Here is a 25,942-nt window from a genome sequence, read left to right on the forward strand (position 1 = left end):
AAGTCCGGTGTATGAGGTTACCGGTACCGGATGATATCTTCGCCGGTAAAGCGGTGCTGGCGATTATAGACGCCTTTCTCGCCCCGTCGGCCCGCGGCAAGCACCATGACCACCAACTCGCTGCGCTGGAGTCCGAGCAGTTTTTTCACCCGGCATTCGTCAAACCCTTCCATCGGACAGGAATCAAAGCCATGGGCCCTGAGCGCCAGCATCAGATTCTCAGCGGCCAACGCAGTCGACTTGGTGGCCCAGATTTTCATCTCTGCCGGTGAGTAGGGGCCTCTCGGTACGGGACGCTTCAGGCCGGCCACGAGTCCGACCGCCTTCTTGGCAAGCCCGAAAATCCCCAACGGCCCCTGACGGTAATGCAGGGGCGCGACCTTCTGGTAATAACGTTTCACAATGTCCGGAATGCGTTCCTCCGGCCACTCATCCAGCACACGCTGCGCGTGCTGCTCCCACGATAGAGGCCTGGCAACAATGGCAATCAGAACCGGCGCGGTGCGGGCGGCGTTCTGACCGAGACAGGCCTCCGCCAGTTGGGCCTTCAGGGCAGGCGTCTGCACCACATGGAATGACCAGGGCTGAAGATTGCTGGAGTTGGGTGCCAGAGTTGCCAGTTCCAGGCAATCCTGCAGCACCTCCGGAGGAATGGGTTCCCCGGTAAATCGCCTGACAGAACGGCGGCTTCGGACGATCTCTCTGAATGCATTGGCGTGGGTGTTGGAAACCGGATCTGTTTTGGCATTCATGTCCTGGCCTTGTGGTCTTGAACGGATCGACCTATGGTTGCGATAAATGTCGCTGGATGCAATTGCCGTAACCACCAGATCCCATGACCAATCCTCTCCAGACACTGTCGTTTGATGCACTGGTCCGACAGGTGCGGGCCTGCACCCTCTGCGCAGACGTGTTGCCCCGGGAACCGCGCCCCGTCGTCCAGCTGAGTGAAACCTCCCGCATACTTGTGGTCGGGCAAGCACCCGGACGCCGGGTTCACGAGACCGGCTTGCCCTTCAATGATCCCAGCGGTGATCGCCTGCGGCAGTGGATGGGAGTGACCCGCGATACGTTCTATGACGAATCCCGATTGGCCATCCTGCCCATGGGGTTTTGCTATCCGGGCACCGGGAAATCAGGCGATCTGCCTCCGAGACCGGAATGTGCGGCAACCTGGCGGGATGAGCTTCTGAGTCGCCTGACCAATATCGAGCTCACTCTTGTGATAGGCCAGTACGCACATGCCTGGCATATCGGAAAGTCCCGGGCCTCACTGACCGAGAACGTCCGGGCCTGGCGGGAATACTGGCCCCGGCTTGTGCCCATGCCCCATCCGAGCCCCAGAAACAACCTGTGGTTGCGGCGCAATCCCTGGTTTGAGCAAGAGGTCGTTCCGGCGCTCCAGAACCGGATTTCGGAAGTCCTGAACAAGCCCTTCGATCAGAGTCCGACGCCGGAAACCTGAGGGTCGCTGGCGGTTTGTCGTGGAGCCGGTGAGGAGATGGCCTCGGCAAGATACCGATTCAGGGCCGCGACATCCGACTCGGAGGCGTAGAGTCCCTGTTTCGTTCGGCGCCAGAGTATGTCGTCGGTGGTCAGGGCCCACTCCTGTTCGATCAGGTAATCCACCTCGGCACGATAGAGTGTGCCGCCGAAGTGTTGCCCCAGCTCATCCATGGACTGGTGGCCCGAGAGGAATTGATAACAGGCGGTGCCATAGGTACGTACCAGCCGGCGGTTGAGCGACTCCGAAAGCCAGGGGAAGTCGGCTTTCAGTCTCGCCGCCAGCGCTTCCTGGCTGTCAAAGTCCCCGCCGGGCAGGGCAGCGTGTTTGGTCCAGGGCTCACCGCAGCCCGGAAAGAACTGGCACAACTTGTTGGTGGCGGCTTCCGCCAGTTTCCGATAGGTGGTTATCTTGCCGCCGAAAACCGAGATAAGCGGGGCGAGTCCTTTATCCCGGTTGACCTCAAAGCTGTAATCCCTGGAGGCCTTCTGGGCATCGCCTTCCTCATCGTCCATCAGGGGGCGGACACCGGAGTAGGACCAGACCACATCACTTGGCGTGAGCTGATGTTGGAAGTGGTCGTTCACAATGTTCAACAGATACGTGGTCTCTTCGGCGGAGATGGTGGCTTTGGATGGATCGCCCTGATAGTCCACGTCTGTGGTGCCAACCAGAGAAAAGTGATCCTCATAGGGAATGACGAAGACGATGCGGTCATCCGCATTTTGCAGGATATAGGCTTCCTGCCCCTTGTTGAGTCGCGGCACCACGATATGACTGCCTTTCACCATACGGATCATTTTGGGGGCACGCATCGACAGCGCTTCGCCAAACAGTCGGCTGACCCAGGGACCTGTCGCGTTGACCACGGTCCGGGCAGTAATGTGTTGCTCCAATCCGTTGCGCATGTCCTGGAGAGTAACGTTCCAGTGGGTTGATCCCCGTTCCGCCCGGACGCATTTGGTGCGGGTCCGGATGCTGGCGCCCAGTTCCCGGGCTTTCTGCGCAGTGAGCACAACAAGCCGGGCATCGTCGACCCAGCCGTCGGAATACTCGAAACCTTTCCTGATCTCGGGTTTGAGCGGATCGGAACTGTCAAAACGAATCGACCTTGAGCCGGGAAGCAACTCCCGTTTAGCCAGATGGTCGTAAAGGAACAGTCCGGTGCGTATCATCCAGGCCGGTCTCAGGTGGGGGCGATAGGGGAGGCGGAAGCGCATGGGCCACATGATGTGGGGCGCGTTCCTGAGGAGCGACTCCCGCTCAGCCAGCGCTTCGCGAACAAGCCGGAACTCATAGTGTTCCAGGTAACGCAGGCCGCCATGGATGAGCTTGCTACTCGATGACGAGGTGGCCGAGGCCAGATCGTTCATCTCGCACAGAAGCACCTTGAGACCCCGTCCGGCGGCATCCATGGCGATACCCACGCCGTTCACCCCGCCACCGACGACGACGACGTCGAACTCCTGCTGATCCCTGGTCATTGAAATACGCTCCTGCGACAAACGTTGGTTTCACACTGACTGTTCGACGGTGCAAGAGGTTCGAACAGCGTATGCCTTCAATGTTAAGTTTTTCGAAAAAGAAAATAAAGAACATAAACGAACATTTTTGAGCATGAGTCGTCGTTTTGGAGTAGAAGGAGGGAGCTCAGACGACGTGCAGCTGGATGTCGTTTTCGGCCAGCATGGCCCGGAGAGCCTTGGGAGGCGGGGCGTCGGTAAAGACGTGGTCGGCCTGGGTGATCGTGCCAAGGCGGACCATGGCCTTCCGGCCGAACTTGGTATGGTCGGCGGCCAGCAGGACCTGATCGGAGTTGGCAATGATGGCCTGCGCGACACGGACTTCGCGGTAGTCAAAGTCCAGCAAAGAGCCGTCCGAGTGGATGCCACTGATACCGATGATTCCAAAGTCCATTTTGAACTGATTGATAAAATCCCGCGTGGCCTCGCCCACGATGCCTCCGTCCCGGTTTCTGACCTCCCCGCCGGCGATGATGATGTGGAAGTCTTCCTTTGCCGAGAGAATGGAGGCGACGTGCAGGTTGTTGGTAACGACCTGGAGGTTATTTTTCTTCAGCAGGGCCCGGGCAATGGTCTCGGTGGTGGTGCCGATGTTAATGAACATGGAGGCATTGTCGGGGATCATTTCCACCAGGGATTCGGCGATGCGTTCCTTGGCTTCCAGATCCATGATCTTGCGGGTCTGGTACTCGGTGTTTGCCGTGCTGGAATCAATCCCGGCGCCCCCGTGGTGGCGTCTCAGCAGGTTCTGGCGTGCCAGTTCGTTCAGGTCCCGACGGATGGTCTGGGGCGTCACGTGAAAGGTATCGACCAGCTGGTCGGTGGTCACGAATCCGTGCTCCCGTATCATTTCCAGGATCCGGTCCTGTCTGCGGTGCTGTGCCATGCAATGTCTCCGTGGCGGGCAGGGTAAGGCGGTTTGTCGGGTCAGGACATCCGGGGAGTGTAGTGGTTTTGGGGGACGGATGCAGCTTGCCGGGGATCAGGCTCACTGTTGGCAGCCGATGGGGGCTGGTTTGCGGCCCCCATCGGTCAGCCGGGCCGTTTATGGCCCGTGCCCGCTCAGAGATGGGTTGGCTTGCCCGCGTCCTTGCGACGCTGGTTCCACTCTTCCCGGGTCTGGGCGGCTTCGTCGCCGGGCATTGAGTCGATGATGTCAAAGTAATCGGAACTGTATTCATCCGAAACAACCGTGTTCCGATCCTTGATCCGGACCACGTACACCGTCTGAACGTTCTGGTGATCGAACGCTCGCCAGTATTGTTCGTCCTTGAGGAAGGTGTAGTGGTGGCCCTCGAGCTCGCGGATGATGGCACTGGTTTTGGTGGTGCCGGCACGCTCAACGGCATCCTTGTACTGATAGATGATGCTGTAGGCCGAGGCGGCGGATGAGGACGGCCGCATTTCATAGCGTTTGGAGAAGGCTTCGACGAAGTCCTTGCCGCGCTGGTAGCCCTTTTCGTAGGGCAGGTTCCAAACCCAGGGTGCCGCGCCGACAATGCCGGACATCATCTTGGGGCCAACCTGCCGCGCCATGCCCAGTGTCAGGTTGGGCACCACCACCTGCATTTTCTTGGTCAGGCCCATCTCGTAGGCAACGTTCAGAGCCCGGACCATGTCGTCGCCGAACAGCACCAGCATCAGTACCTTGGCGTCGCTGGCTTCGGCTTTCTCGAGTGCATCCCTGAAATCGCTGATCAGCGCTCTCGGGAACGGCGTCTTTACGCCCGGATTTGCATCGGTGTCTTCGGTGCCGGAGAACTTCCGCACGGACTTTTCAACGGACCAGCCCCAGGTGTAATCCGCTGTGATGTAGAAATACTTTTCGTCGGCGTGATTGGTCTTGAGATACTGACTCAGGACTTTTGCCGTCATCCAGGCGTTGTAGGGCTCGCGAAACATGTACTTCTGGCCCTCTTCGCCTGTGGTGGCGTTGGAGTAGGTCAGTGTACCGAAATACAGGGTGTCACGGTCCCGGGCGGCTTTCCCCGAAGCAATGGCGACGGAGCTGGAGACACCACCAAACACCATCTTTACGCCTTCCTTGTCGATCAGCTCAGCGGTATTTTCGGCGCCTTCGGCGGGTTCTCCGCGGGTGTTCCTGATCACCAGTTCCAATGGCCGTCCCATAACGCCACCAGTCTTGTTGATTTCATCGACCGCGAGGAAGGCGCCAAGGCGCTGTTGCAGTCCCTGATCCTTGTAGCGACCGGTCTGAGGGTAGTTCAGACCGATTTTCAGGGGCTCGGCGGTCGCTGCTGCGCTGCCCAGCAATAACAGACACGCACAAAGCAGTGCTTTCCTTGGACTCATGGATGTTGGCCTCCGGATGCAGTGCCGCCCGAAAGGGCGGCTGCAGGTTTTTGATTGGTTGTTTTTTGGACTCTCAAGTGTCTCCGGGGATCATAGCCACAACAATGGGACTAAGGTGGAACTTTGCGTAACAGTTTGTAGGTATTTGATAGGCGTCAAGGTTCGGTTGTCAGAAACAGTCTGACCCTAATTCTGGCCGTAAACGCGAGGCTGCTGGAACCGGAAATATCCGGCTGCCTCTTCGTCACGAATGACGGCGCCCATGTCCTCTCCGAAAAAGTCCCGGCTCAGTTTGTCCAGCGCCTTGTCCCGTTCTGCGCCCGGTTGGTAACGCTCCTGAATGGCCTGGCGTTGCGCCTGATAGGCCTGTCCAGCCTTCCAGCGCTCGTCCCGGGTTCGATCGAGTTCACTCCAGCGGTCCAGGGCAGCCTCTTCCATGCCCATCGTCTGGCGAATTTCCCGTAACGTACCGTAGCGTTGGTCCGGATCGAGATCCTGGAGAGAGTCCTGTACAGAGCTCAGCGTTATGAAGCGGTCGGTCAGCTCCTGTCGCCGGTTCTCCAGCATGGCGCTTGCCTGTTCACCGTAGGTTTCGCGAATGGCGCGCGTGTAGTCCGCTGCCTTCTGGGTGGGGGAGCCGGTGCGCTTGTCGATTCCGGCAAGTGATTGGCTCAACGCATGATTGCGGAGTTCTTCCTGCCAGATAATGTCGGCGTCGTCGCCAAAAAGTGCCCGGCGCTGGGCCCAGACGAAGTCCCGACGTTCATCCGGCCCCATGCTGCTCAGGGTGTAACGCTCCTGTTCCATAAAGTCCTGGTAGGCGATCATGGCCTGAGCTCTTTGCAACAATTGATCCCCCCGATCCGGAAACCAGCCCTTCAGCAGTGCGGCAAGACTCTCCTTCCAGTGTTCCGGATCCATTTCCGAAAGATAGCGCATCAATTCTTCCAGCAAACGCACCTGTGATTTTGGCTGGTCCAGTCGACCGGCATAGCGGTTCAGCAGTCGATCACGGAACTTATCCAGCTCGTTTTCCTCTGTGGCCTGACTGATTTCTGTCGCAGGCCCCGGGGCAGCCTGCACGGAATCTTGCGTGGGGGCGGCCGAAGGTTGCTTGTCCGTCGGAGTGGCAGGGGGTGCTGGCTGCGATACGTTTCCCCATTGATAGACGGCAAATCCGGCCAACACCGGGACAAGGACGGCAATCGCGAGAGCTCTGGGTTTCATTCTGGTCACCTGACGTTGTTGTTATTGGGTCCGGGACAAAGCTATCAGGCTACTCAACCTCCAGCCGTGCGCCACTGCAAAAAATGAGTAACTGTCCGGTTATTGCGTCGTCTGTGACTCCTCGCACACACACCAAGAGGAATATTCGGTAGAAAAGAGGGGCCTGTTTATCAGGCGACCCGGTTGCCCCGATCGGCCTCGATCCGGGCATGCAGTACCGCGGATCTGCACACAACAAAAACAAGAGGCTTCAACAATGAAAAACGAAAGTACCCTGATCCGGGTAAGCGCGGCTGTAATGCTGTTGGCCGGACTTGCCTCCGCGATGCCTGCCATGGCCCGCGACGCCAACCGAACGAAGTATCCGGTGGTGTTTGCTCACGGCATGGCTGGTTTCGACGATATCCTCGGTTACGACTACTGGGGTGACGACTACGGAACGTTTGTCCTGGACCCCTGCGACAAGTTTCTTGAAGTCAACTGCAATGGCGATATCAACGATGGCCAGCGCAGCTATGTCTCTTCCGTCACACCGTTCCAGAGTTCGGAAGTTCGCGGCTATCAGCTGGCGAACAACATCGAGAGTTACATGGCCACATCCGGTGCCAGTCATGTGAATATCATTTCCCACTCCCAGGGCGGGATTGATGCACGCAAGGCAGCCCGGCTGCTCAGAGAGCGGAAAGGTTACCGTGTAGTCCAGACCCACGTCAGTGTGTCCGCGCCGCATCGTGGCTCCCCGGTGGCGAAATACATTCTCGATCATTATGCCAACTCGATTACCGAGACCCTGGCCAACTACTACGGCAGTGTTGTCTACGGGAGTGGTAACGATGCGATCGCTGGTGCCAAGCAGCTGGTTTACAACGATTACGATCCGAATGACGGTGTGATCACTGGCATGAAGGCGTTCAACCAGAAGTATCCGTCCAGCACCAGCTATGTGGCCAACTCCGTATCCCTGATGACGGCTCAGAGTGGCAGTTCGCTGAACCCTGCGTTGTGGCTCGCATCCGAATTCATCTACAACATTGATGGTGACGGTTACTGCGTTGACGATTGCAACAACGACGGTGCTGCCGGACAGGGAGATGGTAACCCTTACGAGCGGGATGACGACGGTCTTGTGGGCATCAACAGTCAGCAGCAGGGCTACCGTATGCAGTACTATGAGTGCTGGGGATGCCTCGACTATGTCTGGGAGCGTCCGGAGCTGGGCTATGTCAGCGACATTAACCACCCGAACAGGACTCAGATGACGTCCTCAAACTATGTGATCAATCAGGATCACCTGGATGTGGTGGGTGTTGGTCCGGACACCTTTGATGAAATGGAATTCTACGCGGCGATTACCGATTATATCGCCGATCGGGGCGACTGATCCCCGGGGCCAAAGCCCGGGGGCGTTTGTCTCCGGGCTTTTGATAACAGCAATGCAGCGTCTGACGGGGCAGTTCCAGGTGTCGGTTGAAATGGCCTGAGGGGCGGGCCGGTTCAGGCGGACTCCGTTGTACCGGGATTGAATACCCGGTACAGGTTGCGTCCCTCCCGTTTGGATCGATACATGGCGGCATCGGCTCCCTGAAGCAGCTCCTCCGCAGTGCTTCCATCCTCCGGATAGAGACTGACTCCGATACTGGAGCCCACGCGCACGGACGCATCTTCAATCTGATAGGGCTGTTCGTTCAGCGAGATCAGCCGTTCAGCCACTAATCGGACGTCCTCAACAGTGTCCACCTCCGGTAGAAGCACGATGAACTCGTCGCCCCCCAGACGGGCCAGAGTGTCGTCTTCCCGCAGGCACCGGGTGACCCGCTGGGTGAATTGCACCAACAGTTCGTCACCGACGGCGTGGCCGTGTGTGTCATTGATGCGCTTGAAATGATCAAGATCCAGGAACAGCACGGCGAGCCGGCAGTTCTTGCGATGGGCGTGTCGGATCGCGTGCTCCAGGCGGTCTTCCAGCAGGCGCCGGTTTGGAACGCCGGTCAGAGCATCGTAGTAGGCCAGCTGGCGGATCTGTTCCTCGTTTTTCCGGTTCTGGGTAATGTCGGTGAACAGGCCCGCGTAGTGGGTGGTGTTACCCTCATCGTCGGTGATGGCCGTGATGGTCAGCAGCTCCAGGTACAGTTCCCCGGTCTTGCGGCGGTTCCAGATCTCCCCTCGCCAGTAGCCCTGGGTCTTCAGTGATTGCCACATGCGCTGGTAGAACTCGCTGTCATGCCGACCCGACGACAGGAGATCGGGGCCTTTGCCTATGGCTTCTTCCGGGGGGTAGCCGGTGAGATAGGTGAACGCCGGATTGACGAACTCGATCTTTACATTGCTGTCGGTAATCATGATGCCTTCGAAGGAAGACTCGATGACCCGCTCGGCCAGCTGCAGCGTGCGCCGGGATCGGGCCAGCGCCTCATCCCGCTGCTCCAGGGCCTGGCGGAGATCGTTCAGATACAGTTGCTCCGCACCGGACAGCATGTCGTTGTAGCCGATCAATCCGGTGACTTCATCATCGTCGTTGACCACGGCCAGGTGACGTATCCGGTGTTCAAGCAGAATATCCCGCGCCTGAATGAGCGGATCGTTTTCATTCACGGTCAGCAGCGGACGAGTCGCCAACAGGTTTGCGTGGGTGTTGCTGGTGTGGCGACCGATGAGTCGCACAATGTCCCGCTCGGTCAGAATCCCCAGTCCTTCAGGGCCACAATCGACCACCACTGCGTCGGCATGGTGCCGGTGCATGAGTCGGGCGACCTCAGAGAGCGGCAACTCGCCTCTTACCACAATGGGCGGGTGGGGAATGGCGGCACGGACCTCCCGAAGGCGAAGATAGGGTTCGAGCCCCTGGTTCAGGGCCATGTCCGTCTGGGACACAATGCCGATCGGGTGTTCGCTCTGGTCCACGACAAGAAAATGCCGTTTCCCGCTCTCCCGGAAGGCCATGGCCGCTTCACCGATCTCCATATCGTGGGGCAGGGTGAGGACCGGTGAACTCATCACGTTGCTCACGGGCTGTTCCAACCGTTCCGGTTCGGAAAAATCCACCGCCAGCGCATCGTGTTCTGTCCAGATACCGACGATGTTCCCGCCATCGGAAACCAGAATCGAGCTGACATTGTGTTCGCTCATGCGGGCCGCGGCCTCGGCAACCGTAGTTTCCGGCCGGCACTGCAGCAGCAGACCGGTGTGCATGATTTTCGACAGCGGGAGCGAGTGCCCCATAACGGTTCCTTTCGGCTCTGGAATTGTTATTGACCGGGGAGTGGTGCCATTTGACAAGCAACCTGCAACTACCCGTCTATGATTGTGCCCAAAGAGGCTGTGGGCGATTTTGACAAGCATCAATCCACAAATCACCTTATGCTTTAGGGTAATCATCATTTCCCATGGGCATTCGAAAGGAGTTGTGATCGACATGAGCAGTCGGAAATCGGAACTGGAAACCCTGAGGGCAGACCTCAAAGCTCGTCTGTCTCGCTACGAGGCCCATCAGCATCGCGAGGCCGGGGCTCTGGACAAGGATTTTGAGGAACAGGCCGCGCAAACCCAGAACGACGAAGTGGTGGATTCGCTGGAATCGGAAACCCGTTCGGAACTTGCACAGATCGAACATGCCCTGGCGCGCATGGACGCCGGGCTCGGTGATCAGTGTGAGTCCTGCGGTGCCGAGATTGACCCGCGTCGACTCCAGGTGCTGCCTTATACAACCGTTTGCGTGGATTGTGCCGAAGATTGACCGCAAATCCGGAACGATCGGGGATGGAAACCAGGCCGGTTTTCCGGACTCGTGGGCTGACCAAGGTATACCACCAGGGAGACGTTGAGGTTCACGCCCTCCGGGGTGTGGATCTGGAGCTTTTCCCGGGCGAGCTGGTGGTCATGCTGGGGGCCTCCGGGTCTGGTAAATCGACTCTGCTGAACATACTTGGGGGGCTGGATGTCCCGACCTCCGGGGATGTTTTCTATCTCGACACCGAACTGAGTCATGCCAGCGAAGCGGAGCTCACGGCTTTCCGCCGCGAGCATGTTGGTTTTGTGTTCCAGTTCTACAATCTGATTCCCAGCCTGACCGCCCGTGAAAACGTGGCAGCGGTCACCGAGATTGCAGTGGATCCGATGACGCCGGAAGCGGCGCTGTCCATGGTTGGGCTCGAACCCCGCATGGATCACTTTCCCGCCCAGCTGTCCGGTGGCGAGCAGCAGCGGGTTGCCATCGCCCGCGCCATCGCCAAGCGGCCCCGGGTTTTACTGTGCGATGAGCCCACCGGTGCGCTCGACTCGGCAACCGGCGTGCTGGTGCTGGAGGCCCTCGACAAGGCCAATCGGGAAACCGGCACCACTACCGTGATCATTACCCACAACGCGGCCATTGCAGCGATGGCTGATCGCGTCATCACCGTGTCGGACGGGCGTATCAGCGGTGAGACCCGCAACGAGCAGCGTCAGGACCCGGGGACACTGGCGTGGTGATGTCATGATCCGGTCAACCGCCTCGCTGAATACCAAAATTCGCCGTGAACTCTGGCAGATGCGGGGGCAGGTGTTGGCCATTGCCCTGGTTATCGCTGGGGGGGTAGGGGTATGCGTGATGTCCCTTGCAAACTACTCCTCGCTGATGGTTACGCGGGCGGATTATTACCAGCAATACCGGTTCGCCGATGTCTTTGCCAACCTGAAACGGGCACCTCGTTCCGTGGTGGAGAAAGTTGAAGCGATTCCGGGCATCGACCGGATCAGCGCACGGGTCGAGGGTGCAGCAAAGCTTGAAATGCCCGATTTTCCGGAGCCGGTCTCGGCTCGCGTGGTCTCGCTTCCGCCTCGGGGGCAGCCGGCAGTCAATCAGTTGTACGTACGCCAGGGTCAGCTGCCCAGGCCCGGGCGAAACCGGGAAGTGGCGATCATAGGCAGTTTTGCCGATGCTCACGATCTTCAGCCGGGAGACCGGTTTGGGGCCATTATTCACGGTCGCCGGCAGGTTCTCACGGTCACCGCCGTCGTGGAATCACCGGAATTCATCTATACCATCCCACCCGGCGGCATGCTGCCCGACTACGAACGCTACGGTGTGTTATGGATGAGTCGGGAATCCCTGGAGGCGGCCATGGATATGAAAGGGGCCTTCAATAGCCTGGTCGTGACGATAAACCGGGGGGCCTCTGAGAATTCAGTGATTGAAGCGCTTGACCGGTTGCTCGACCGTTACGGGGTGACCGGAGCCTTTGCCCGTTCCGATCAGTTTTCACATCGCTTTCTGAACGATGAGCTGAGTCAGCTGAAAACCATGGCCACGGTGTTTCCGGCGATCTTCATGACAGTGGCGATGTTTCTCCTGAACGTCGTCATCAACCGGCTGATCAACACCCAGCGGGATATCATCGCCATCCTGAAAGCCTTCGGCTATTCCAATGGCCAGGTTGGCTGGCATTACAGCAAACTGGTACTCACCATTGCTGTGATTGGTCTGTTCCTGGGCCTGCTGCTCGGTGTCTGGACCGGTCGGGCCCTGGGCGAAATGTACATGGATTACTACCGGTTCCCCGGCCTGCTGTTTCGCATGGATCCCCGCTGGTTGATCGTGCTCGCGGTGGGAACGCTTGGTGTCGCCTGGCTCGGTGGGTGGCAGGCCATTCATAAGGCTGCTGCATTGCCGCCGGCCGAGGCCATGCAGCCCGAAGGACCGACCCGGTACAGGACCGGCTGGATCGAGCGTATTCTGGCGCCAATCCGGTTCAGCCAACCGTCACGAATGATTATCCGGCAGCTGCTCCGGCGGCCCGGTCGAACCGTGTTGTCGGTTATGGGGGTGGCCATGGCCACGGGCATCGTTCTGGTGGGTAACTTCCAGTTTGACTCGGTCTCGTTGATGGTTCACCAGCAATTCGCGAGGGTGCAGCAGCAGGATGTGACGGCGTCGTTTATCGAGCCGTGCAACGCTTCCTCACTCTACACCCTCCAGCAGCAGCCGGGTGTCCGCTACGCAGAAGGGCGCCGGGTTGTTTCCGCCCGGTTGATCCATGAACATCGACAATGGCGGGGGTCGGTCACGGGTATGCCCGAAGATGCCCGTCTGCAATTTGTGGTGGACCAGAATATGCGGGCGGTTCCTTTGCCAGCCGAAGGGCTGTTGTTAACCGATTTTTTGGCCCGGCGCCTCGGTGTGAACGTTGGAGACAAGGTTCGGGTCCAGTTTCTTGAGGGCAAGCGGAAGTCAATCTCGATGCCGGTGGCTGGAATCAGCTCGGAGTTGGTGGGCGTTGGGGCTTATGCCCGCCTTGGTGTCCTCAACCGTGTCACCGGGGATGGTCCGGTCATCAATCAGGCCTTGCTCAACCTGGCTCCGGACGCCAGAGGCAGCGTCTATCGGGAACTCCGGGAGGCGCCGGGAGTACTTGGGATCAGTATTCGTCAGGCGATGCTGGACAGCTTTTATGACACGCTCGCAAAAACCTTCCTGACGTTTACCTTTTTCAATAGCCTTCTGGGTGGGGTGATCGCGTTTGGTGTCATGTATAACACGATCCGGATTTCACTGGCGGAAAAGGGGCGCGAGCTAGCGAGTTTACGGGTGCTGGGTTATACCCACAACGAAGTTTCCCATATCCTCCTTGGAGAGATGGCGATCATCGTGGCCGTGGGCATTCCATTGGGATGGCTGATTGGCCAGGGGCTTGCCCAGCTGATCGTTGGAGCGCTCGAAACCGAGCTGTATCGGGTTCCTCTGACGATCACCGGACAGACTCTGGGAATGTCAGCGACCGTGGTGGTTGTGTCCGCCCTGGTATCGGGTCTGGTGGCCTGGTGGCGGTTACGGAATCTGGACTTGATTGCGGTGCTCAAAACCCGGGAATAGGGATGTGCAGAATGTGGAGTAGCGGGATGTATAGGGCGAGTAATGGATAAAGTCAGGCACGCAGTGGGTAAGTGGCTATTTTGGATCGTCTGTGGCGTGTTGGCGGCAGGGGCGCTGTTTCTGACCCTCCGGCCTGATCCGGTCTGGGTGGATCTTGCCGTCGCCCGGAAAGGACCGCTGGAGGTGACGGTGACGGAGGAGGGCAAGACCCGGGTGAGGGATCGTTACGTCATTTCCACTCCCGTATCCGGTTATCTCCGGCGCGTGACACTGGAGGTGGGCGATACCATCAAGACGGGCGACGTCGTCGCCGAGATCGATCCGATGCCGACCGCCGTCCTGGATGCAAGAAGCCGTGCCGAGGCACAAGCCAAGGTGGAGTCGGCCGCCTCGGCTCTGAAATCGGCCCGTCAGCAGGTGTCGGCGGCAGAGGCGGAAGCGCGGATTGCGCGCCAGGAGTTTGCCCGCCTGCAGTCACTCACCGAAAAGGGAACGACCGGTTTTGTCTCTGGTGAGCAGCTTGATCAGGCCCGTGCCCGAACCGACCATGCCGAGGCCATGTTGCGTTCGGCCCGATTTGAAGAAGAGGTTATGGCACACGAACTGGCTGCGGCGAGAACCCGGCTTGATGTTTCTGCGGCAAGGATGAACGGAAACGACAGTGGTGACCGCGTCACGGTGCATTCGCCGGTCAACGGAGCGGTCCTCTCCGTGGCAAGAGAAAGTGAAGGGGTGATCCAGGCCGGCGATCCGATTCTTGAGGTGGGAGACCCCGCCGCACTGGAGGTGGTCGTGGATGTTCTGAGTTTCGATGCGGTCAAGCTCAAACCGGGCATGCCAGTGCGTTTCGACGGTTGGGGCGGCGTCACCCTTAAGGGCGTCGTACGCCGTGTTGAACCGGTGGGCTTTGAGGACATTTCGGCATTGGGGGTCGAAGAGCAGCGGGTACAGGTGGTGGCCGATATCCTTAGCCCGTTCGAGGACTGGCAGTCCCTGGGCGACGGTTACCGTGTGGACGCCAGTTTTATACTCTGGTCTGGTGATGACGTTCTCACTGTGCCCTCATCGGCGGTTTTCGATTACGAGGGCCAGTCTCACGTCTTCATTGCCCGGGGGGATACGGTCGTTCGGACCCCGGTCCGAACCGGACGCAGCAACGGCCTGGATACACAGATCCTGGAGGGGCTCTCGGCGGGCGATCAGGTGGTTCGCCATCCCGACCGGCAGCTTGAGGATGGTACAAGCATAAGGGTGCGGTAACTCATGAGTCAGAAACGGGCATCGATTGCAGCCTGGACAGTTCTTTTCCTGACGGCGTTCATCTGGTCCGGCATTGAGCCGAAAGACCGGATGACGTGGGTCCTCGAAGTTCTCCCGGCCGCCATCGGGTTCATCATCATTACCTGGAGCTACCGGCGTTTCCCGCTGACACCACTGGTCTATTGGCTCGTGCTTGTGCATTCCATCATTCTGATGATTGGTGGCCACTACACCTATGCCGAGGTGCCCCTGTTCGATCATCTTGGAGACTGGTTTGGTTGGCAGCGCAACAACTATGACAAGCTGGGGCATTTTGCCCAGGGCTTTATCCCCGCGATGATCGCCCGGGAGGTGGTAATACGCATGGGTGTTTTTGCCCGCCCCCGGTGGACGGCTTTCTTTGTGGTGTGCTTCTGTCTTGCGTTAAGTGCGTTCTATGAGCTCATTGAGTGGTGGGTGGCGCTCGTCAGTGAGGAAGCCGCGGATTCCTTCCTGGGTACCCAGGGCTACATCTGGGACACGCAATCGGATATGGGCTGGGCGCTGCTGGGCGCGGTGCTTGCCGTTCTGTTGATGCGAAAGCTTCATGATCGTCAGTTGGCAAAGGTGAGGGCAGCAGCGTGAGGGTTTCCCGAGCTTTTTCAGAAGGGAGGGGCCATGACTGACTCCGACACAGGACCGACGGCCCCACAAGGCCTGGCCATCAGTCGGCTGGTCGGCCTGGTCCTCGGCGTTGGATTCCTGATCATGGTGCTGGCGCTGCCGGCGCCCGGCACTCTCAATGACAATGCCTGGGCGGCACTGGGACTGATGCTGATGATGGCAACCTGGTGGAGTACGGAAGCCATACCGATTCCGGCGACGGCGATGCTGCCTATTGTACTGGTACCGGCGCTGGGCCTGGGGTCTGTTGCCGATGCGACCCAGCCTTTTGCCCATCCTATTATCTTTCTGTTCCTCGGCGGCTTTACGCTGGGCCTTGCGATGCAGCGCTGGAATCTTCATCGACGTATTGCTCTGCTGACACTGAAGGCAGTAGGGAGCAATCCGCGCCGCCAGATTGCCGGGTTCATGCTCGCGACCGCCTTCCTGAGCATGTGGGTGAGCAACACCGCCACGGCGATCATGATGCTACCTATCGGGGCCTCCGTCATCGGCATGCTGGAATCCGCAAGCTCGACCGGTGCAGACGGGGTCCGTCGTTACGCAACCTCGCTGCTCCTGGCGATCGCCTATTCCGCGAGCATCGGAGGCATTGCCACCCTGATTGGTACGCCGCCGAATGCCCTGCTGGCAGCCTACCTGAACGAAACCGCTGGACTGTCCATCGGCTTTGCCCAGTGGATGCTGGTGGGCGTGCCGGTGTCTGCCATTATGCTGTTTCTTGCCTGGTGGTGGCTCACCCGCCGGGATTACGGGATATCCAACAGTGGTGACAGTCGTGACCTCATCCTGAAGGAACTGGCGTCTCTCGGGCCAATGGGAAAGGGCGAGAGATGGGTGGCCGTTGTGTTTGTCACAACGGCTGCTGCCTGGATTCTTCGGCCCCTGCTGTCGGAATCACTGTTGCCCTGGCTGAACGATACGGGAATAGCCGTTGGCGCAGCTATCCTGATGTTCCTGATCCCGGTTAATGTGCGCGAAGGTCAATTCCTGATGGACTGGGAAACCGCCAGGGGATTGCCCTGGGGAGTTCTCCTCCTGTTCGGCGGAGGCCTCGCGATGGCCGGGGTGATCAGCAGTTCGGGGCTGGCGGCCTGGATCGCCGGTGCGTTGGGGACGGCCGGCGTTCTGCCGACACTGGTTCTGATGGCGCTGGTCATTACCGTGATCATCTTTCTGACCGAAGTGACCAGCAATACGGCGACAGCCGCCGCCTTTCTGCCGCTGCTCGGCGCTCTGGCCGAGGCCCAGGGATTGCCGCCGGTATTACTCACGGTCCCGGCAGGCATTGCGGCCAGCTGCGCCTTCATGATGCCGGTGGCGACGCCACCCAACGCCATCGTGTTTTCCAGTGGTGATATGGCTATCCGCGACATGATTCACGCAGGCTTTGCCCTTAACCTGATGGGGATCGTGGTGGTTACGGCGGCCAGTTACGTACTGGTTGGGCTGATCTTCCTTGGCTGACGGTGAAACGGAGGTCAGCTTCCTGCTATGATTCCGGCAGCCTCATGGTGTGTCCGGGGTCCCTTCCTGACGGCATGAACCAGTTCTCAAAACGCCCGCCGGCGGCCTCTTCTGCAGGGGCAGATTTGAGGCACAGTTATCTTTAAGGGTACCGGGATTTCGGTATCTTACCGTAACAACATGTAACCCGATTTCGATCGTGGTCAAAAGAAACAGGGACTTCGTCTGACATGCTGCTGGTGCTCGCCGGATCTATCCTAACATTCGCCATGGTGCAGGAAGCGACCAAGGTTGAGCCGTTCGATAAAAACGAGATTGTGATCGAACAGGACGTGGATTCCAGCCCGGTCAAGCTCAGGAATGATATCCGGGTGGAGCCTCTGGTAGAGCAGAAGTACCGGAACATCGTTCACCAGGCCTATGACTACAGCTGCGGCAGCGCCGCACTGACCATCATACTGAACTACTACCTCGGTCGAACCCTGTCGGAGCGACAGGTGATGGAAGGGCTGCTGCATTATGGCGAGAGCGACCGAATCGTGCAGCGCCGGGCATTCTCAATGCTTGACATGAAACGCCTGGTTACGGCCCTTGGGTATCCCTCCGGCGGTTTTCGGGCAACCATCGACGATCTCAAAGACCTGGACCACCCGGCCATCGTTCCGATTCATCATGCCGGATTCAAACACTTCGTGGTGCTTCGGACGATTCGGGATGGACGGGCCTTCATCGCCGATCCCTCCGTAGGAAACATCTCGTTTACGCTCCCGCAATTCGAAAACAAATGGGATGGCAACGTGCTCTTCATTGTTTTTCCCGGTAGCGACAAGCCGCTCGACAACCTGGAGCTGAAAGAGGAAGACCTGCGTTTTGTAGACGACCAGACAATGACCCTGCTGGCACTGGACCGGATTCCGGAATTCCATGACGCCACCGAAAGACGTATCCAGAATTTGCTGGAGCGACAGAAGAACAACCCGGACGGCAGTGTTGAAAACACCCGTAAACAACTCTACTACCGTCGCAACTAGTGCATCCGGGAGCATGTTTCCCGGGACAGGAACACTACAAATACAAGATTAGGGAGTCAGGATGAATCGTTGGTTCGTGCGAGGTTTTATCCTTGTTTCCACGGCAGCTCTGTTTCCAGACATGGTTCTGGCACAGGATGGGAACGTGGACAAAGCGCGGGAAGCGCTTGCCAAACAGGAAGGGGACGAAGATTCCTCCAAGCAGCTGGAAGAGGTGTTTCAGGCGGCGGAAAAAAACTATTCCCTCCAGAAGAAGGGAACCCATGCGCTGAACTACTCCTTTGACTACTCCTATACCGGAGATCAGAGACTGGACCTGGCCATCACCAATGGCTCAGTCCGTAACCTCGATGTGGTGCCTTCGGCAACGCACAACTTCACCAACTCGTTTTCCTACGATTACGGGTTGCTCGATAACGTCACCATTGGCACCCGGATCCCTCTGGTCGTGAAATACGATACCGAAGATGAGCTGAGCGTTTACGACGTCGGGGATGTGTCCTTCACCGGTCGTTGGCAGCCGTTCGCCTACGTGCCGGGCAAGATGTCCACGACCTTCTTCGGCACGCTGACCACCAAGACCGGTGTCAGCCCCTACGAGATCGATATCAAGGAACAGCTTTCCACCGGCAGCGGTTATTATTCGCTGGGTGGCGGCGCCAGTCTCTCCAAGGTCCTGGACCCCGTGGTCGTGTTTGGTTCGGTCAGCGCGACCTATAATCTGCCAGCCAAGGACCTCAATCAGGTCCGTGGGGCTCGACTTCTGGTGGAAGTGGAACCCGGATTCGGTCTTTCCGGATCCGCCGGCTTTGCGTATTCACTCTCCTACGATGTTTCCCTGAGTATCTCCGCCCAGCTGAGCTACAGCGACCAGACTGTCCTGACCTTCTCCAATGGAGAGCAGGCCGTGGCTCAGGATCAGATGACCGGCTTTCTGAGCATGTCCCTGGGTACGCGTGTCAGTGAGACCACCATTGTGAATACCAGTCTCGGTATCGGTCTGACGCAAGACGCGCCGGACTTTTCTGTGGGGGTCTCCCTGCCCATTAACTTCTCTGGCCTGAAAGAGTGATTGCAGAGGTCGGCGAATTTCGGCAAGGGAAGACTTTCATGGGACACACCAAGCGCAACCAGCACATACTCGCAGCCCTGATCGCATCGACGCTCTCATGCGGTGCACATGCCCAGTTCACCCAGAACCTGACGATCCATCCCAAGGCCCTGGCCCTGGGCAACGCGGTAACGGCGGATCCACCGGGTATAATGGCGGTCCACTACAATCCGGCTGGCCTGACCAAGCTGGATGGTCGCCAGCTGGAAGTAAACCTGTTGAGCGTTTACCTCGACAGCGATGCGGATTTTTATGCGCCGGAGGGTTACGAGATCTTCGGCATCGATGGTCTCGAGATTGATCCGAAAACCGGCAAGCAGAAGGATCCCGTGGCGAACAGCCACAGCCACACCAACAATGTGGCCCTGTTCGTGCCGGGCTACGGCATCTTGAGAATGCCGCCGGGGCCTGCGGTTGCCCCATCGGCTGGCATCAGCATCAATCCACCGGGGTCCAAACTGACCTTTGCCAATGCCTTCTACCTGCCCATGGCAGCCGGGTTTTACCGCGAAAAAGACGATCCTGGCCGTTATCAGCCCCAGGCAGCGGCGTTGCAGCGGATTACCTACCTGTCGCCAACCGTGGGCTATAAAATCAATGATGCCTGGTCGGTCGGGGCCGGGATCCATCTGTCGCACCAGGGTATTGCGGCGGATCAGTACATGCGTGCTCCGAACATGTTGCTGGGGGTGGCAGAGATCCTTCAGGATGCGTTCAACTGCGAAAGCGGGGACGAACCGCTTCAGCCGTGGCTTGCACTCTGTGGCGGTAATGTCGGCCCCTGGGACGATATCGGCGCGCTCAATATCAAGGTGGAGGATAGCCTGTCTCCCACTTATCACCTGGGGGTGATGTGGGAGCCGACTGACTGGTTTACCTGGGGGGCAAACTACTCCTCGGAAGCCGATATGAATATGAAAGGCACGTTCGAGATCCAGTATACCGATGACTGGTCCGGTTTCTGGCAGAGCGTGAACAGTTCGGTTCTGGGGGCGATCACATCGGCGATCCTGAGCCTGCCCTCCGGCGCGCCGAGGGAAGCGGGTAATGTCAGTATGGATCTGGTGTATCCCCAGCACTTCCAGACCGGGATCAGCGTGGATGTCCATCCCAAACTAACCCTGAACGCCGACATTGGCTGGACGGACTATGCCCAGTGGGATGCGTTCCTGTTCCGATTCGATCGAAACCTCGAGTTTCTCAATGCGGCAAGGATTCTGTCGCCGGACAATGCCACACCCAATACACTGAGGTTGCCGCTGGGCTTCAAGAGCCAGTGGAACTGGGCCTTTGGGGCGGAGTTCCATGCCTCCTCCCGTCTGGACCTTCGGGCCGGTGTGGAGATCCGGGATTCGGTGATTCCCGACGACCAGCGGCAGGTCATGGCACCGTTCGGCGGGGCTAACCTCTACAGCATCGGGATGGGGTATCGCTGGGACAAGGATACCCAGATCGACATGAACCTGAGCTATCTCCAGTCGATCGAGACAATACCGGCGAACGGCAGCTGTAACGTGAACTGCGATAATATTACCAACATCATCTACAATCCCTATGCGGGGCTGGATATCAAGACGTCGTTGAGGGTGGTCTCGGCGGGCTTGAGCTTCCGCACCAAATTCTGATGATCCCTGTCCCGACGACCTGGTGGTAAGCAATGTCCCAATGGCGCCTTGACCAACGCCTGTGTCTACTGACTCTGGTTACGCTACTCTCGGCTGGCTGTCAGATCGGCGGGTCCCCGGTCAGTGAAAAGGAGGGCTATTTCACCTGGGTTGATGAACAGGGCCAGGTCCGCTACTCACCCATTCCCAAAGGCGAGGGGGATAAAACTCGAAAAGTCACCACCAGCGCCGGCAAGGGCAATGCCAGCGCCGACGCTGGCGATGGATCGCCAGAGGTGCCCACCGGTCTTCAGGAAGAGGATGAATACACCCTGGAAAACTACCCCGATGCCAACGAATTGGCGAAAAAGGGCTATATCCGCAAAGGTGAGCCAAAGCCGTATTTCACCTGGAAAGACGCCGAGGGGAATATTCGTGTCAGCTATTACACGCCTGACACACGGACCGATCAGCAGAAGGGCCGGATTCCGCCCCCGATTACGCTGACGCCGGCGACAACGCACGAGCCCGGGGAGGGCGGACTGCCTGAACAGCCGGTGGAAGGTTACGATCCCAATGCTCTGGCCATACTCGGCGCCGACGAAGCCGGAACCTTCTTTAACACCTTCGCCAGGGCTTGCTGCCAGTCTCTCAAAACCGGTGATCGCCAACCCTGGATATCGGGGCGGGAGTTCGAAGTGGACCTCGATGCGGAGTCGTCAACCCATGGATTTTCGACGGGCGACAGCCCCTATGCGGTGATCGAGTTGCCCTGGCCACGACAACACCCGGACTTTGTGCTCCATTTGAGGTCGTACGCCAATGAAGGTGTGTTTGTGCCGTCACTGGTTTTCCTGAATGCGGATTTCCAGCCACTGCGGGTGGTAACGGATATTGCAGCCACATTCGTGCCGGAAAACTGGCATTCCCTGGCCCATCTGGAGGCCTGGTTGCCGGTGTTCCCGGCAAAGGGCGAACGCTGGATGGTCATTTTCACCCGTAACCGGGACCTGGATAATCAGACGGTCACGGAGACCCGGTATGGGCCCAAGGCGATTCCGCATCTCAAGACCGGTGAAATCGGCCTTGAGATGGCATCGGAGGACTGACCGGGACTCAGTCTTCCGGTCTGCTCAGATCCAGCCATGGCTGAGACAGCCAGAAGAAATGGCCATTGCCGGCAGGATAAGTACAGTTGTAGCGGAACCGCCGGCTATCGAAGGGGCGTGGCGCCTCCACATTCACCCGGTTTTGCCCCTCAATACTGATCTCGATACGCCCCATTCCGGAGGCAAAGCAGGTCAGCCGCTTCGGTGACCAGGCATCGCTGAGTGTCAGGTCCAGTGCGGGTGGGTTGGAGCGGATCACACTATCCGGCAACGCATTCGCCTCTGTCGGAAAGGCCAGACTTTTCAGTTTGCTTTTGAGGCTTCCCAATTGTCCGTAGGCATTGGCCATCGGAAACCGGGGCATTCGGGTCGAATCGGACCCGGGACCAATCGGTCCGGATTGTTGGCCATACCCGTACCATTGCCGACCTCTCAGCTTTTTCTGGAGCTGGACGTCGAATTCCCCATAGGGATAGGCAAATAGTGTCGGATCACTTTCGAGGCGGTTCTGAAGGGCCTCGCTTGCACGGTCGAGACTCTGATCCACGCGCCGGTTCCAGTCTTCGGCATTCTCGTCCGGCCGTTGCACCAGGTGCCCATGGTCGGCGCTGTGGTTGGCGATGGTCACGCCGGGTCGACCGGATAAGGTGCGGAGCTGCTCCCAGGTCATATAACCGGTACGCCCGACCGCATCGGTGTTGACGAAAACGGTGTAGGGAAAACCGTGATCCTCCAGCAGCGGTGCTGCCGTCTCATAAACCGAGTCATAGGCATCGTCAAAGGTGATGGCTACCTCTTTGCGGTCATCCCCCTCAAGCGCTTTAACGGTACCTTCTTTCAGCGGCACGACGGGAAGCCCCATCGTCTCGACCATGTCCATCTGTGCCCGGAACAGCGATACCGAGGTGCTGGTGGATGGCGGGGTGCTGTCGTCGACGTGGTGATACTGCAGCACGACAAGGTCGGCTCTGGCATTGAGGCTGGCGGCGGCCAACAGGGACATGAGAAGGCAGTGTTTCAGCATGTTTGCGTGTCCGGTTTGAGGAGTGATCAGGTTGAAGCCTGGAAATGGTGTTTCAGGACTGAGAAAGCCTGGTTCAGATTCTGGACCGTTTCGGTCGTCCCCCCGCGATCCGGGTGTGCCTGCATGACCGCACGGCGAAACCGGCGCTTTACTTCTGCGAACTCGGAAGGAACCACGTCGAATCCCAGGGCACGAGCCGCTTTCCGGATGTCCTCGTGGGCGGGGCGGGCTGCTGGTCGGCCGGACCAGAAATCGTCCATCATCTGACGGATCGAGTCCTCGGACAACTGATAGTGGGTCAGGTCCAGGTAGAAGTTTCTCAACTCGTCATGTTGGCCGGGGACACCGGTTCCACCGACCACCGCTTCCCGGGACAGCTTTATGCGCAGGGGCGAAATGTCGAGGCGTTCGCCGGACTCGGTCAGGCGATCCCGCAGGCGGTAGAGGACGTGAAACAGCACGAAATGCACCGGATACAGCATTTCCGGCTCGTGAAAATTTACCTGTCCCAGTAGCTGCCAGGGCGGCCGCTGCAGCGTTTTGATCAGGTTCAGCTCGTCCATCCCGTCTGATGCGCTTCTCAGCTCATGTTCAACGGCGACCAGCAGGTGTTCGATCTGCCGGTCGAGGGCGCTTTCTGCCTCGGCCGACCTGATCGTCTCTTTTAAAGGCATGTCGGTCATGAGGGTATGGTAGGGGAGACTGCCCTCTCAGGAAAGTTTTGCCAGTTCGGGCAGTCCGCCAAGGAAAAGGACTGTCGAAAAACGTGCTGCCCCCTCGGCTTCCTGTTCGGCTGATTCCGGAGCATTGTGGGCCCTGCGAGCCACCGACAGGCTCATCTCGTAGGCCACCCCGAAAAAGCTGGCACACAGATACTCGTAGTCGACGCTCGGTAGAAGATTACGCTCCATCGCATCTCGCACATCCTCTTCCAGCGACGACATGGCCAGCTCAAGGAGATTGGAGCCGAACAGCTTTCTCAGCGCCCGGTCGTTCTGACGAGCCAGTTCATAGACAAGTGGATCCCGGGCGGTTGCCTGGTAAAGCCCGAGATAAGCCCGGTGAATGAAATCCTCCGTGGTGTGGGCGGACCGACGATTCCGGATCAGGCCGTCATTCAGGCGAGTGAGGAAATCGGTGAGCAGTGTGGCGAAGATGTCCTGCTTGCTCGTGAAATAATTGTAGAACGTGCCTGTGGCAAGGCCGCTGCGCTGGACGATATCCCGGATCGTGGCCCGGTCGTACCCCAGTTCCCGGAACGTGTCCCTGGCGGACATGAGAATGGCGTTGCGATTGCGGATGCGATTGCGTTCCCGCCGGCCGATGGCAGCGGTTTCGTCCTGTAACTTATCCATGTTGCTGACCTGTCCCTGAATCCCTGTGACGCGTATAATCGCGGGTTCACTGATTTTACGAACGTGGTTGTTATGTCCGAAACGATGATCGCCCAATCTCCTGACTCCGTTACCGCATCCGAGCGGGATCGTCGCCAGAAGGTGGAAATCAACAAGCTACAGAAGCGTCTGCGCCGTGAAGTCGGTCAGGCCATCGCCGATTTCTCGATGATTGAGGCGGGCGACAAGGTTATGTGTTGCCTGTCCGGTGGCAAGGATTCCTATGCCATGCTGGACATCCTGCTGAATCTGCAGAAAAGCGCCCCGGTGTCGTTCGAACTGATTGCCGTTAATCTCGACCAGAAACAACCGGGCTTCCCGGAGGAAGTACTGCCGGAATACCTCAGTTCTCTCGGGATCGAATACCACATCATCGAGAAGGACACCTACAGCATTGTCAAGGAAAAGGTCCCGGAAGGGAAGACCACTTGTGGCCTTTGTTCCCGCCTACGTCGTGGAATTCTCTACAATTTTGCCGAAGAGCACGGGGTGACCAAGATCGCGCTCGGGCATCACCGGGATGATCTGCTTGAAACGCTGTTCCTGAATATGTTCTACGGAGGCAAACTCAAATCCATGCCCCCGGTCCTGCACAGCGATGATGGTCGCAACACGGTCATACGTCCGCTGGCGTACAGCCGCGAAAAGGACATTGCACGTTATGCGGCGTTGCGGGAATTTCCGATCATTCCCTGCAACCTGTGTGGATCGCAGGAAAACCTGCAACGGCAGGTGATCAAGGACATGTTCCAGACCTGGGACAAGCAACACCCCGGCCGTCTGGAAACGATGTTCCGGGCCATGTGCAATGTGGAACCTTCGCACCTGGCGGACCCGGATCTCTACGATTTCAGGGAGGGGCGGCGTCTTGGCGGCAAGCGCCAGTCTGTCAATACAGCCGAGCCGCAGGCGGACCAGAGCTTTGGTCGCCTCGATGTGCTGAATATCTAGAACAGGGGCAGGGTCCAGAAACCGAACCCGATCAGCAGCACCGCTGTAGTCTTGCGAACAAGCTGGCTCGCCTGGAAGTCCCGGAGGCGGTTGGCGGCGAATCCGGTTGCCAGCATCGAAGGCAGGGTCCCCAGGCCGAAACAGAACATGGTCAGGCCGGCCGACGTGATGGTTGGTTGGAGGGCTGCCCATCCCAGGGTGCTGTAGACCAGCCCGCAGGGAAGCCAGCCCCATAATGCCCCGAGTGCCAGGGCCTGGATCGGGTGATGGACCGGCATCAGTTTCCGGGTCAGCGGTGCGAGTCGCGCCCACACCGGCGCCCCGACCCGTTCAATGTATCGAATCCCCTGCCACCACTGTCCCATGGATAACCCCATGAAAATCAACAGAAGCCCTGCGAGTGTTCTCAGGATAGCGCCGGCTGACGCCCACTGTTCGGCAGCGCCGGTACTCAGGCTGGCAATCAATATGGCAATCAGGGTGTAACTGGCAATGCGGCCGAGGTTGAAGCTGAGCAGCATTGCCGACTGACGGATCCGGAATCCCCGACCGACAGGCAGGGTCATGGACAACGAGGCGCTGATGCCACCGCACATGCCCAGGCAGTGGGTACTTCCCAAAAGCCCGATCATGAAGGCGCTGGAGTAGCTTAGATAGAGGTCGGCCGCCATCAGGAATTGGATTTTTTGCCGTCGCTGTCCTCACCGGAGTTGGCAGACTCCTCCGGATCCTGTTTCATGTCAGGTGTCTGTGCGTCCTTCGGGATCATTTCCTTGTCGTCATCATAGAGAACCCGATGAGCCGGGCCTTCCAGATCGTCGTACTGGCCGCTTTTCACCGCCCAGGAAAACAGGCCGATCCCGACGGCAACGAGAATCAGCATCAGCGGTACAAGGTAGAGAACACTTTCCACA

24 protein-coding genes are annotated in these 25,942 nt (G+C 58.6%); 13 read left to right on the top strand and 11 right to left on the bottom strand.

The window, feature by feature from the left end:
• Nucleotides 1-17: 17 nt before the first annotated feature.
• Complete coding sequence (locus MLD04_RS04400; RefSeq protein ID WP_248155096.1) at nt 18-752, bottom strand: nitroreductase family protein; 735 nt, start codon at nt 750-752, stop codon at nt 18-20.
• Nucleotides 753-835: 83 nt separating this feature from the next.
• On the opposite strand from MLD04_RS04400, the gene MLD04_RS04405 reads away from it, so the two are divergent.
• The gene (locus tag MLD04_RS04405) at nt 836-1,465 is read left to right on the top strand and encodes a uracil-DNA glycosylase family protein (protein ID WP_248155099.1); all 630 of its coding nucleotides are present in this window, start codon (nt 836-838) and stop codon (nt 1,463-1,465) included.
• Here the strand turns inward: MLD04_RS04405 and glpD are convergent.
• The 4 genes from glpD to MLD04_RS04425 form a co-directional block, all read right to left on the bottom strand.
• Nucleotides 1,441-2,988, bottom strand: coding sequence for a glycerol-3-phosphate dehydrogenase (gene glpD / locus MLD04_RS04410; RefSeq protein ID WP_248155101.1), 1,548 nt, complete (start codon nt 2,986-2,988; stop codon nt 1,441-1,443). The genes MLD04_RS04405 and glpD overlap by 25 nt on opposite strands.
• A 166-nt stretch (nt 2,989-3,154) precedes the next feature.
• Nucleotides 3,155-3,913 carry a DeoR/GlpR family transcriptional regulator gene (locus tag MLD04_RS04415; RefSeq protein WP_248155103.1) on the bottom strand — a complete coding sequence of 253 codons (759 nt, stop codon included), beginning with the start codon at nt 3,911-3,913 and terminating at the stop codon, nt 3,155-3,157.
• A 176-nt stretch (nt 3,914-4,089) separates the two neighbouring features.
• The gene (locus MLD04_RS04420) at nt 4,090-5,340 is read right to left on the bottom strand and encodes an ABC transporter substrate-binding protein (protein WP_248155105.1); all 1,251 of its coding nucleotides are present in this window, start codon (nt 5,338-5,340) and stop codon (nt 4,090-4,092) included.
• Nucleotides 5,341-5,526: 186 nt separating this feature from the next.
• Nucleotides 5,527-6,567: a hypothetical protein gene (locus MLD04_RS04425; RefSeq protein WP_248155107.1), complete on the bottom strand. Its 1,041-nt coding sequence runs from the start codon at nt 6,565-6,567 to the stop codon at nt 5,527-5,529.
• A 256-nt stretch (nt 6,568-6,823) separates the two neighbouring features.
• On the opposite strand from MLD04_RS04425, the gene MLD04_RS04430 reads away from it, so the two are divergent.
• Nucleotides 6,824-7,948: an esterase/lipase family protein gene (locus tag MLD04_RS04430; RefSeq protein WP_248155109.1), complete on the top strand. Its 1,125-nt coding sequence runs from the start codon at nt 6,824-6,826 to the stop codon at nt 7,946-7,948.
• Nucleotides 7,949-8,061: 113 nt separating this feature from the next.
• Here MLD04_RS04430 and MLD04_RS04435 read toward each other — a convergent pair whose 3' ends face one another.
• Nucleotides 8,062-9,786: a diguanylate cyclase domain-containing protein gene (locus MLD04_RS04435; RefSeq protein WP_248155111.1), complete on the bottom strand. Its 1,725-nt coding sequence runs from the start codon at nt 9,784-9,786 to the stop codon at nt 8,062-8,064.
• Between the two features lie 193 nt (nt 9,787-9,979).
• Between MLD04_RS04435 and MLD04_RS04440 the strand changes: the two genes are divergently transcribed.
• From MLD04_RS04440 to MLD04_RS04485, 10 genes are all read left to right on the top strand, one after another.
• Entirely contained in the window at nt 9,980-10,300 is a 321-nt protein-coding gene (locus MLD04_RS04440; RefSeq protein ID WP_248155113.1) for a TraR/DksA family transcriptional regulator, read from the top strand.
• A gap of 23 nt (nt 10,301-10,323) precedes the next feature.
• A complete protein-coding gene (locus MLD04_RS04445; protein WP_248155115.1) occupies nt 10,324-11,034 on the top strand; it encodes an ABC transporter ATP-binding protein in 711 nt (236 codons plus the stop codon).
• A gap of 4 nt (nt 11,035-11,038) precedes the next feature.
• Nucleotides 11,039-13,414, top strand: a complete 2,376-nt coding sequence (locus MLD04_RS04450) for an ABC transporter permease (RefSeq protein WP_248155117.1) — start codon at nt 11,039-11,041, stop codon at nt 13,412-13,414.
• 42 nt (nt 13,415-13,456) lie between these two features.
• Complete coding sequence (locus tag MLD04_RS04455; RefSeq protein WP_248155119.1) at nt 13,457-14,674, top strand: efflux RND transporter periplasmic adaptor subunit; 1,218 nt, start codon at nt 13,457-13,459, stop codon at nt 14,672-14,674.
• Nucleotides 14,675-14,677: 3 nt separating this feature from the next.
• On the top strand, nt 14,678-15,298 hold the full coding sequence (locus tag MLD04_RS04460; RefSeq protein WP_248155121.1) for a DUF2238 domain-containing protein: 621 nt from the start codon (nt 14,678-14,680) through the stop codon (nt 15,296-15,298).
• A gap of 33 nt (nt 15,299-15,331) precedes the next feature.
• Nucleotides 15,332-16,804: an SLC13 family permease gene (locus MLD04_RS04465; RefSeq protein WP_248155122.1), complete on the top strand. Its 1,473-nt coding sequence runs from the start codon at nt 15,332-15,334 to the stop codon at nt 16,802-16,804.
• A gap of 230 nt (nt 16,805-17,034) precedes the next feature.
• Entirely contained in the window at nt 17,035-17,835 is an 801-nt protein-coding gene (locus MLD04_RS04470; protein ID WP_248155124.1) for a C39 family peptidase, read from the top strand.
• Between the two features lie 61 nt (nt 17,836-17,896).
• A complete protein-coding gene (locus MLD04_RS04475) occupies nt 17,897-18,907 on the top strand; it encodes a transporter (protein ID WP_248155127.1) in 1,011 nt (336 codons plus the stop codon).
• Nucleotides 18,908-18,945: 38 nt separating this feature from the next.
• Complete coding sequence (locus MLD04_RS04480; RefSeq protein WP_248155129.1) at nt 18,946-20,571, top strand: OmpP1/FadL family transporter; 1,626 nt, start codon at nt 18,946-18,948, stop codon at nt 20,569-20,571.
• Nucleotides 20,572-20,603: 32 nt separating this feature from the next.
• A complete protein-coding gene (locus MLD04_RS04485; RefSeq protein ID WP_248155131.1) occupies nt 20,604-21,659 on the top strand; it encodes a MalM family protein in 1,056 nt (351 codons plus the stop codon).
• A gap of 7 nt (nt 21,660-21,666) precedes the next feature.
• On the opposite strand, the gene MLD04_RS04490 is transcribed toward MLD04_RS04485, so the two are convergent.
• The 3 genes from MLD04_RS04490 to MLD04_RS04500 are packed head-to-tail and all read right to left on the bottom strand — an operon-like array spanning nt 21,667 to nt 24,038.
• Complete coding sequence (locus MLD04_RS04490; RefSeq protein ID WP_248155133.1) at nt 21,667-22,683, bottom strand: polysaccharide deacetylase family protein; 1,017 nt, start codon at nt 22,681-22,683, stop codon at nt 21,667-21,669.
• A 26-nt stretch (nt 22,684-22,709) separates the two neighbouring features.
• The gene (locus tag MLD04_RS04495) at nt 22,710-23,357 is read right to left on the bottom strand and encodes a DNA-J related domain-containing protein (protein WP_248155135.1); all 648 of its coding nucleotides are present in this window, start codon (nt 23,355-23,357) and stop codon (nt 22,710-22,712) included.
• Between the two features lie 36 nt (nt 23,358-23,393).
• Nucleotides 23,394-24,038: a TetR/AcrR family transcriptional regulator gene (locus tag MLD04_RS04500; RefSeq protein WP_248155137.1), complete on the bottom strand. Its 645-nt coding sequence runs from the start codon at nt 24,036-24,038 to the stop codon at nt 23,394-23,396.
• Nucleotides 24,039-24,122: 84 nt separating this feature from the next.
• Between MLD04_RS04500 and ttcA the strand changes: the two genes are divergently transcribed.
• Nucleotides 24,123-25,028: a tRNA 2-thiocytidine(32) synthetase TtcA gene (ttcA, locus tag MLD04_RS04505; RefSeq protein ID WP_248155409.1), complete on the top strand. Its 906-nt coding sequence runs from the start codon at nt 24,123-24,125 to the stop codon at nt 25,026-25,028.
• Here the strand turns inward: ttcA and MLD04_RS04510 are convergent.
• The gene (locus MLD04_RS04510) at nt 25,025-25,699 is read right to left on the bottom strand and encodes a sulfite exporter TauE/SafE family protein (RefSeq protein ID WP_248155139.1); all 675 of its coding nucleotides are present in this window, start codon (nt 25,697-25,699) and stop codon (nt 25,025-25,027) included. The two genes, ttcA and MLD04_RS04510, sit on opposite strands and share 4 nt — an antisense overlap.
• Complete coding sequence (gene ccoS, locus MLD04_RS04515; RefSeq protein ID WP_248155141.1) at nt 25,699-25,941, bottom strand: cbb3-type cytochrome oxidase assembly protein CcoS; 243 nt, start codon at nt 25,939-25,941, stop codon at nt 25,699-25,701. Before ccoS ends, MLD04_RS04510 begins: the two co-directional genes overlap by 1 nt.
• Between the last annotated feature and the right edge of the window lies 1 nt (nt 25,942).

It is taken from the genome of Marinobacter koreensis, from assembly GCF_023156285.1.
In the GTDB taxonomy this organism is placed as follows: domain Bacteria; phylum Pseudomonadota; class Gammaproteobacteria; order Pseudomonadales; family Oleiphilaceae; genus Marinobacter; species Marinobacter koreensis.

What these genes read in the sequence shown, in the direction of transcription:
- MLD04_RS04445 (WP_248155115.1), top strand. Translation starts at nt 10,324, where the DNA reads ATGGAAACCAGGCCGGTTTTCCGGACTCGTGGGCTGACCAAGGTATAC.
- MLD04_RS04510 (WP_248155139.1), bottom strand. Translation starts at nt 25,699, where the DNA reads ATGGCGGCCGACCTCTATCTAAGCTACTCCAGCGCCTTCATGATCGGG.
- MLD04_RS04450 (WP_248155117.1), top strand. Translation starts at nt 11,039, where the DNA reads ATGATCCGGTCAACCGCCTCGCTGAATACCAAAATTCGCCGTGAACTC.
- MLD04_RS04500 (WP_248155137.1), bottom strand. Translation starts at nt 24,038, where the DNA reads ATGGATAAGTTACAGGACGAAACCGCTGCCATCGGCCGGCGGGAACGC.
- MLD04_RS04485 (WP_248155131.1), top strand. Translation starts at nt 20,604, where the DNA reads ATGTCCCAATGGCGCCTTGACCAACGCCTGTGTCTACTGACTCTGGTT.
- MLD04_RS04465 (WP_248155122.1), top strand. Translation starts at nt 15,332, where the DNA reads ATGACTGACTCCGACACAGGACCGACGGCCCCACAAGGCCTGGCCATC.
- MLD04_RS04470 (WP_248155124.1), top strand. Translation starts at nt 17,035, where the DNA reads ATGCTGCTGGTGCTCGCCGGATCTATCCTAACATTCGCCATGGTGCAG.
- MLD04_RS04490 (WP_248155133.1), bottom strand. Translation starts at nt 22,683, where the DNA reads ATGCTGAAACACTGCCTTCTCATGTCCCTGTTGGCCGCCGCCAGCCTC.
- MLD04_RS04475 (WP_248155127.1), top strand. Translation starts at nt 17,897, where the DNA reads ATGAATCGTTGGTTCGTGCGAGGTTTTATCCTTGTTTCCACGGCAGCT.
- MLD04_RS04440 (WP_248155113.1), top strand. Translation starts at nt 9,980, where the DNA reads ATGAGCAGTCGGAAATCGGAACTGGAAACCCTGAGGGCAGACCTCAAA.
- MLD04_RS04405 (WP_248155099.1), top strand. Translation starts at nt 836, where the DNA reads ATGACCAATCCTCTCCAGACACTGTCGTTTGATGCACTGGTCCGACAG.
- MLD04_RS04415 (WP_248155103.1), bottom strand. Translation starts at nt 3,913, where the DNA reads ATGGCACAGCACCGCAGACAGGACCGGATCCTGGAAATGATACGGGAG.
- MLD04_RS04420 (WP_248155105.1), bottom strand. Translation starts at nt 5,340, where the DNA reads ATGAGTCCAAGGAAAGCACTGCTTTGTGCGTGTCTGTTATTGCTGGGC.
- MLD04_RS04425 (WP_248155107.1), bottom strand. Translation starts at nt 6,567, where the DNA reads ATGAAACCCAGAGCTCTCGCGATTGCCGTCCTTGTCCCGGTGTTGGCC.
- ttcA (WP_248155409.1), top strand. Translation starts at nt 24,123, where the DNA reads ATGATCGCCCAATCTCCTGACTCCGTTACCGCATCCGAGCGGGATCGT.
- MLD04_RS04400 (WP_248155096.1), bottom strand. Translation starts at nt 752, where the DNA reads ATGAATGCCAAAACAGATCCGGTTTCCAACACCCACGCCAATGCATTC.
- MLD04_RS04480 (WP_248155129.1), top strand. Translation starts at nt 18,946, where the DNA reads ATGGGACACACCAAGCGCAACCAGCACATACTCGCAGCCCTGATCGCA.
- MLD04_RS04430 (WP_248155109.1), top strand. Translation starts at nt 6,824, where the DNA reads ATGAAAAACGAAAGTACCCTGATCCGGGTAAGCGCGGCTGTAATGCTG.
- MLD04_RS04460 (WP_248155121.1), top strand. Translation starts at nt 14,678, where the DNA reads ATGAGTCAGAAACGGGCATCGATTGCAGCCTGGACAGTTCTTTTCCTG.
- MLD04_RS04435 (WP_248155111.1), bottom strand. Translation starts at nt 9,786, where the DNA reads ATGGGGCACTCGCTCCCGCTGTCGAAAATCATGCACACCGGTCTGCTG.
- glpD (WP_248155101.1), bottom strand. Translation starts at nt 2,988, where the DNA reads ATGACCAGGGATCAGCAGGAGTTCGACGTCGTCGTCGTCGGTGGCGGG.
- MLD04_RS04455 (WP_248155119.1), top strand. Translation starts at nt 13,457, where the DNA reads ATGGATAAAGTCAGGCACGCAGTGGGTAAGTGGCTATTTTGGATCGTC.
- MLD04_RS04495 (WP_248155135.1), bottom strand. Translation starts at nt 23,357, where the DNA reads ATGCCTTTAAAAGAGACGATCAGGTCGGCCGAGGCAGAAAGCGCCCTC.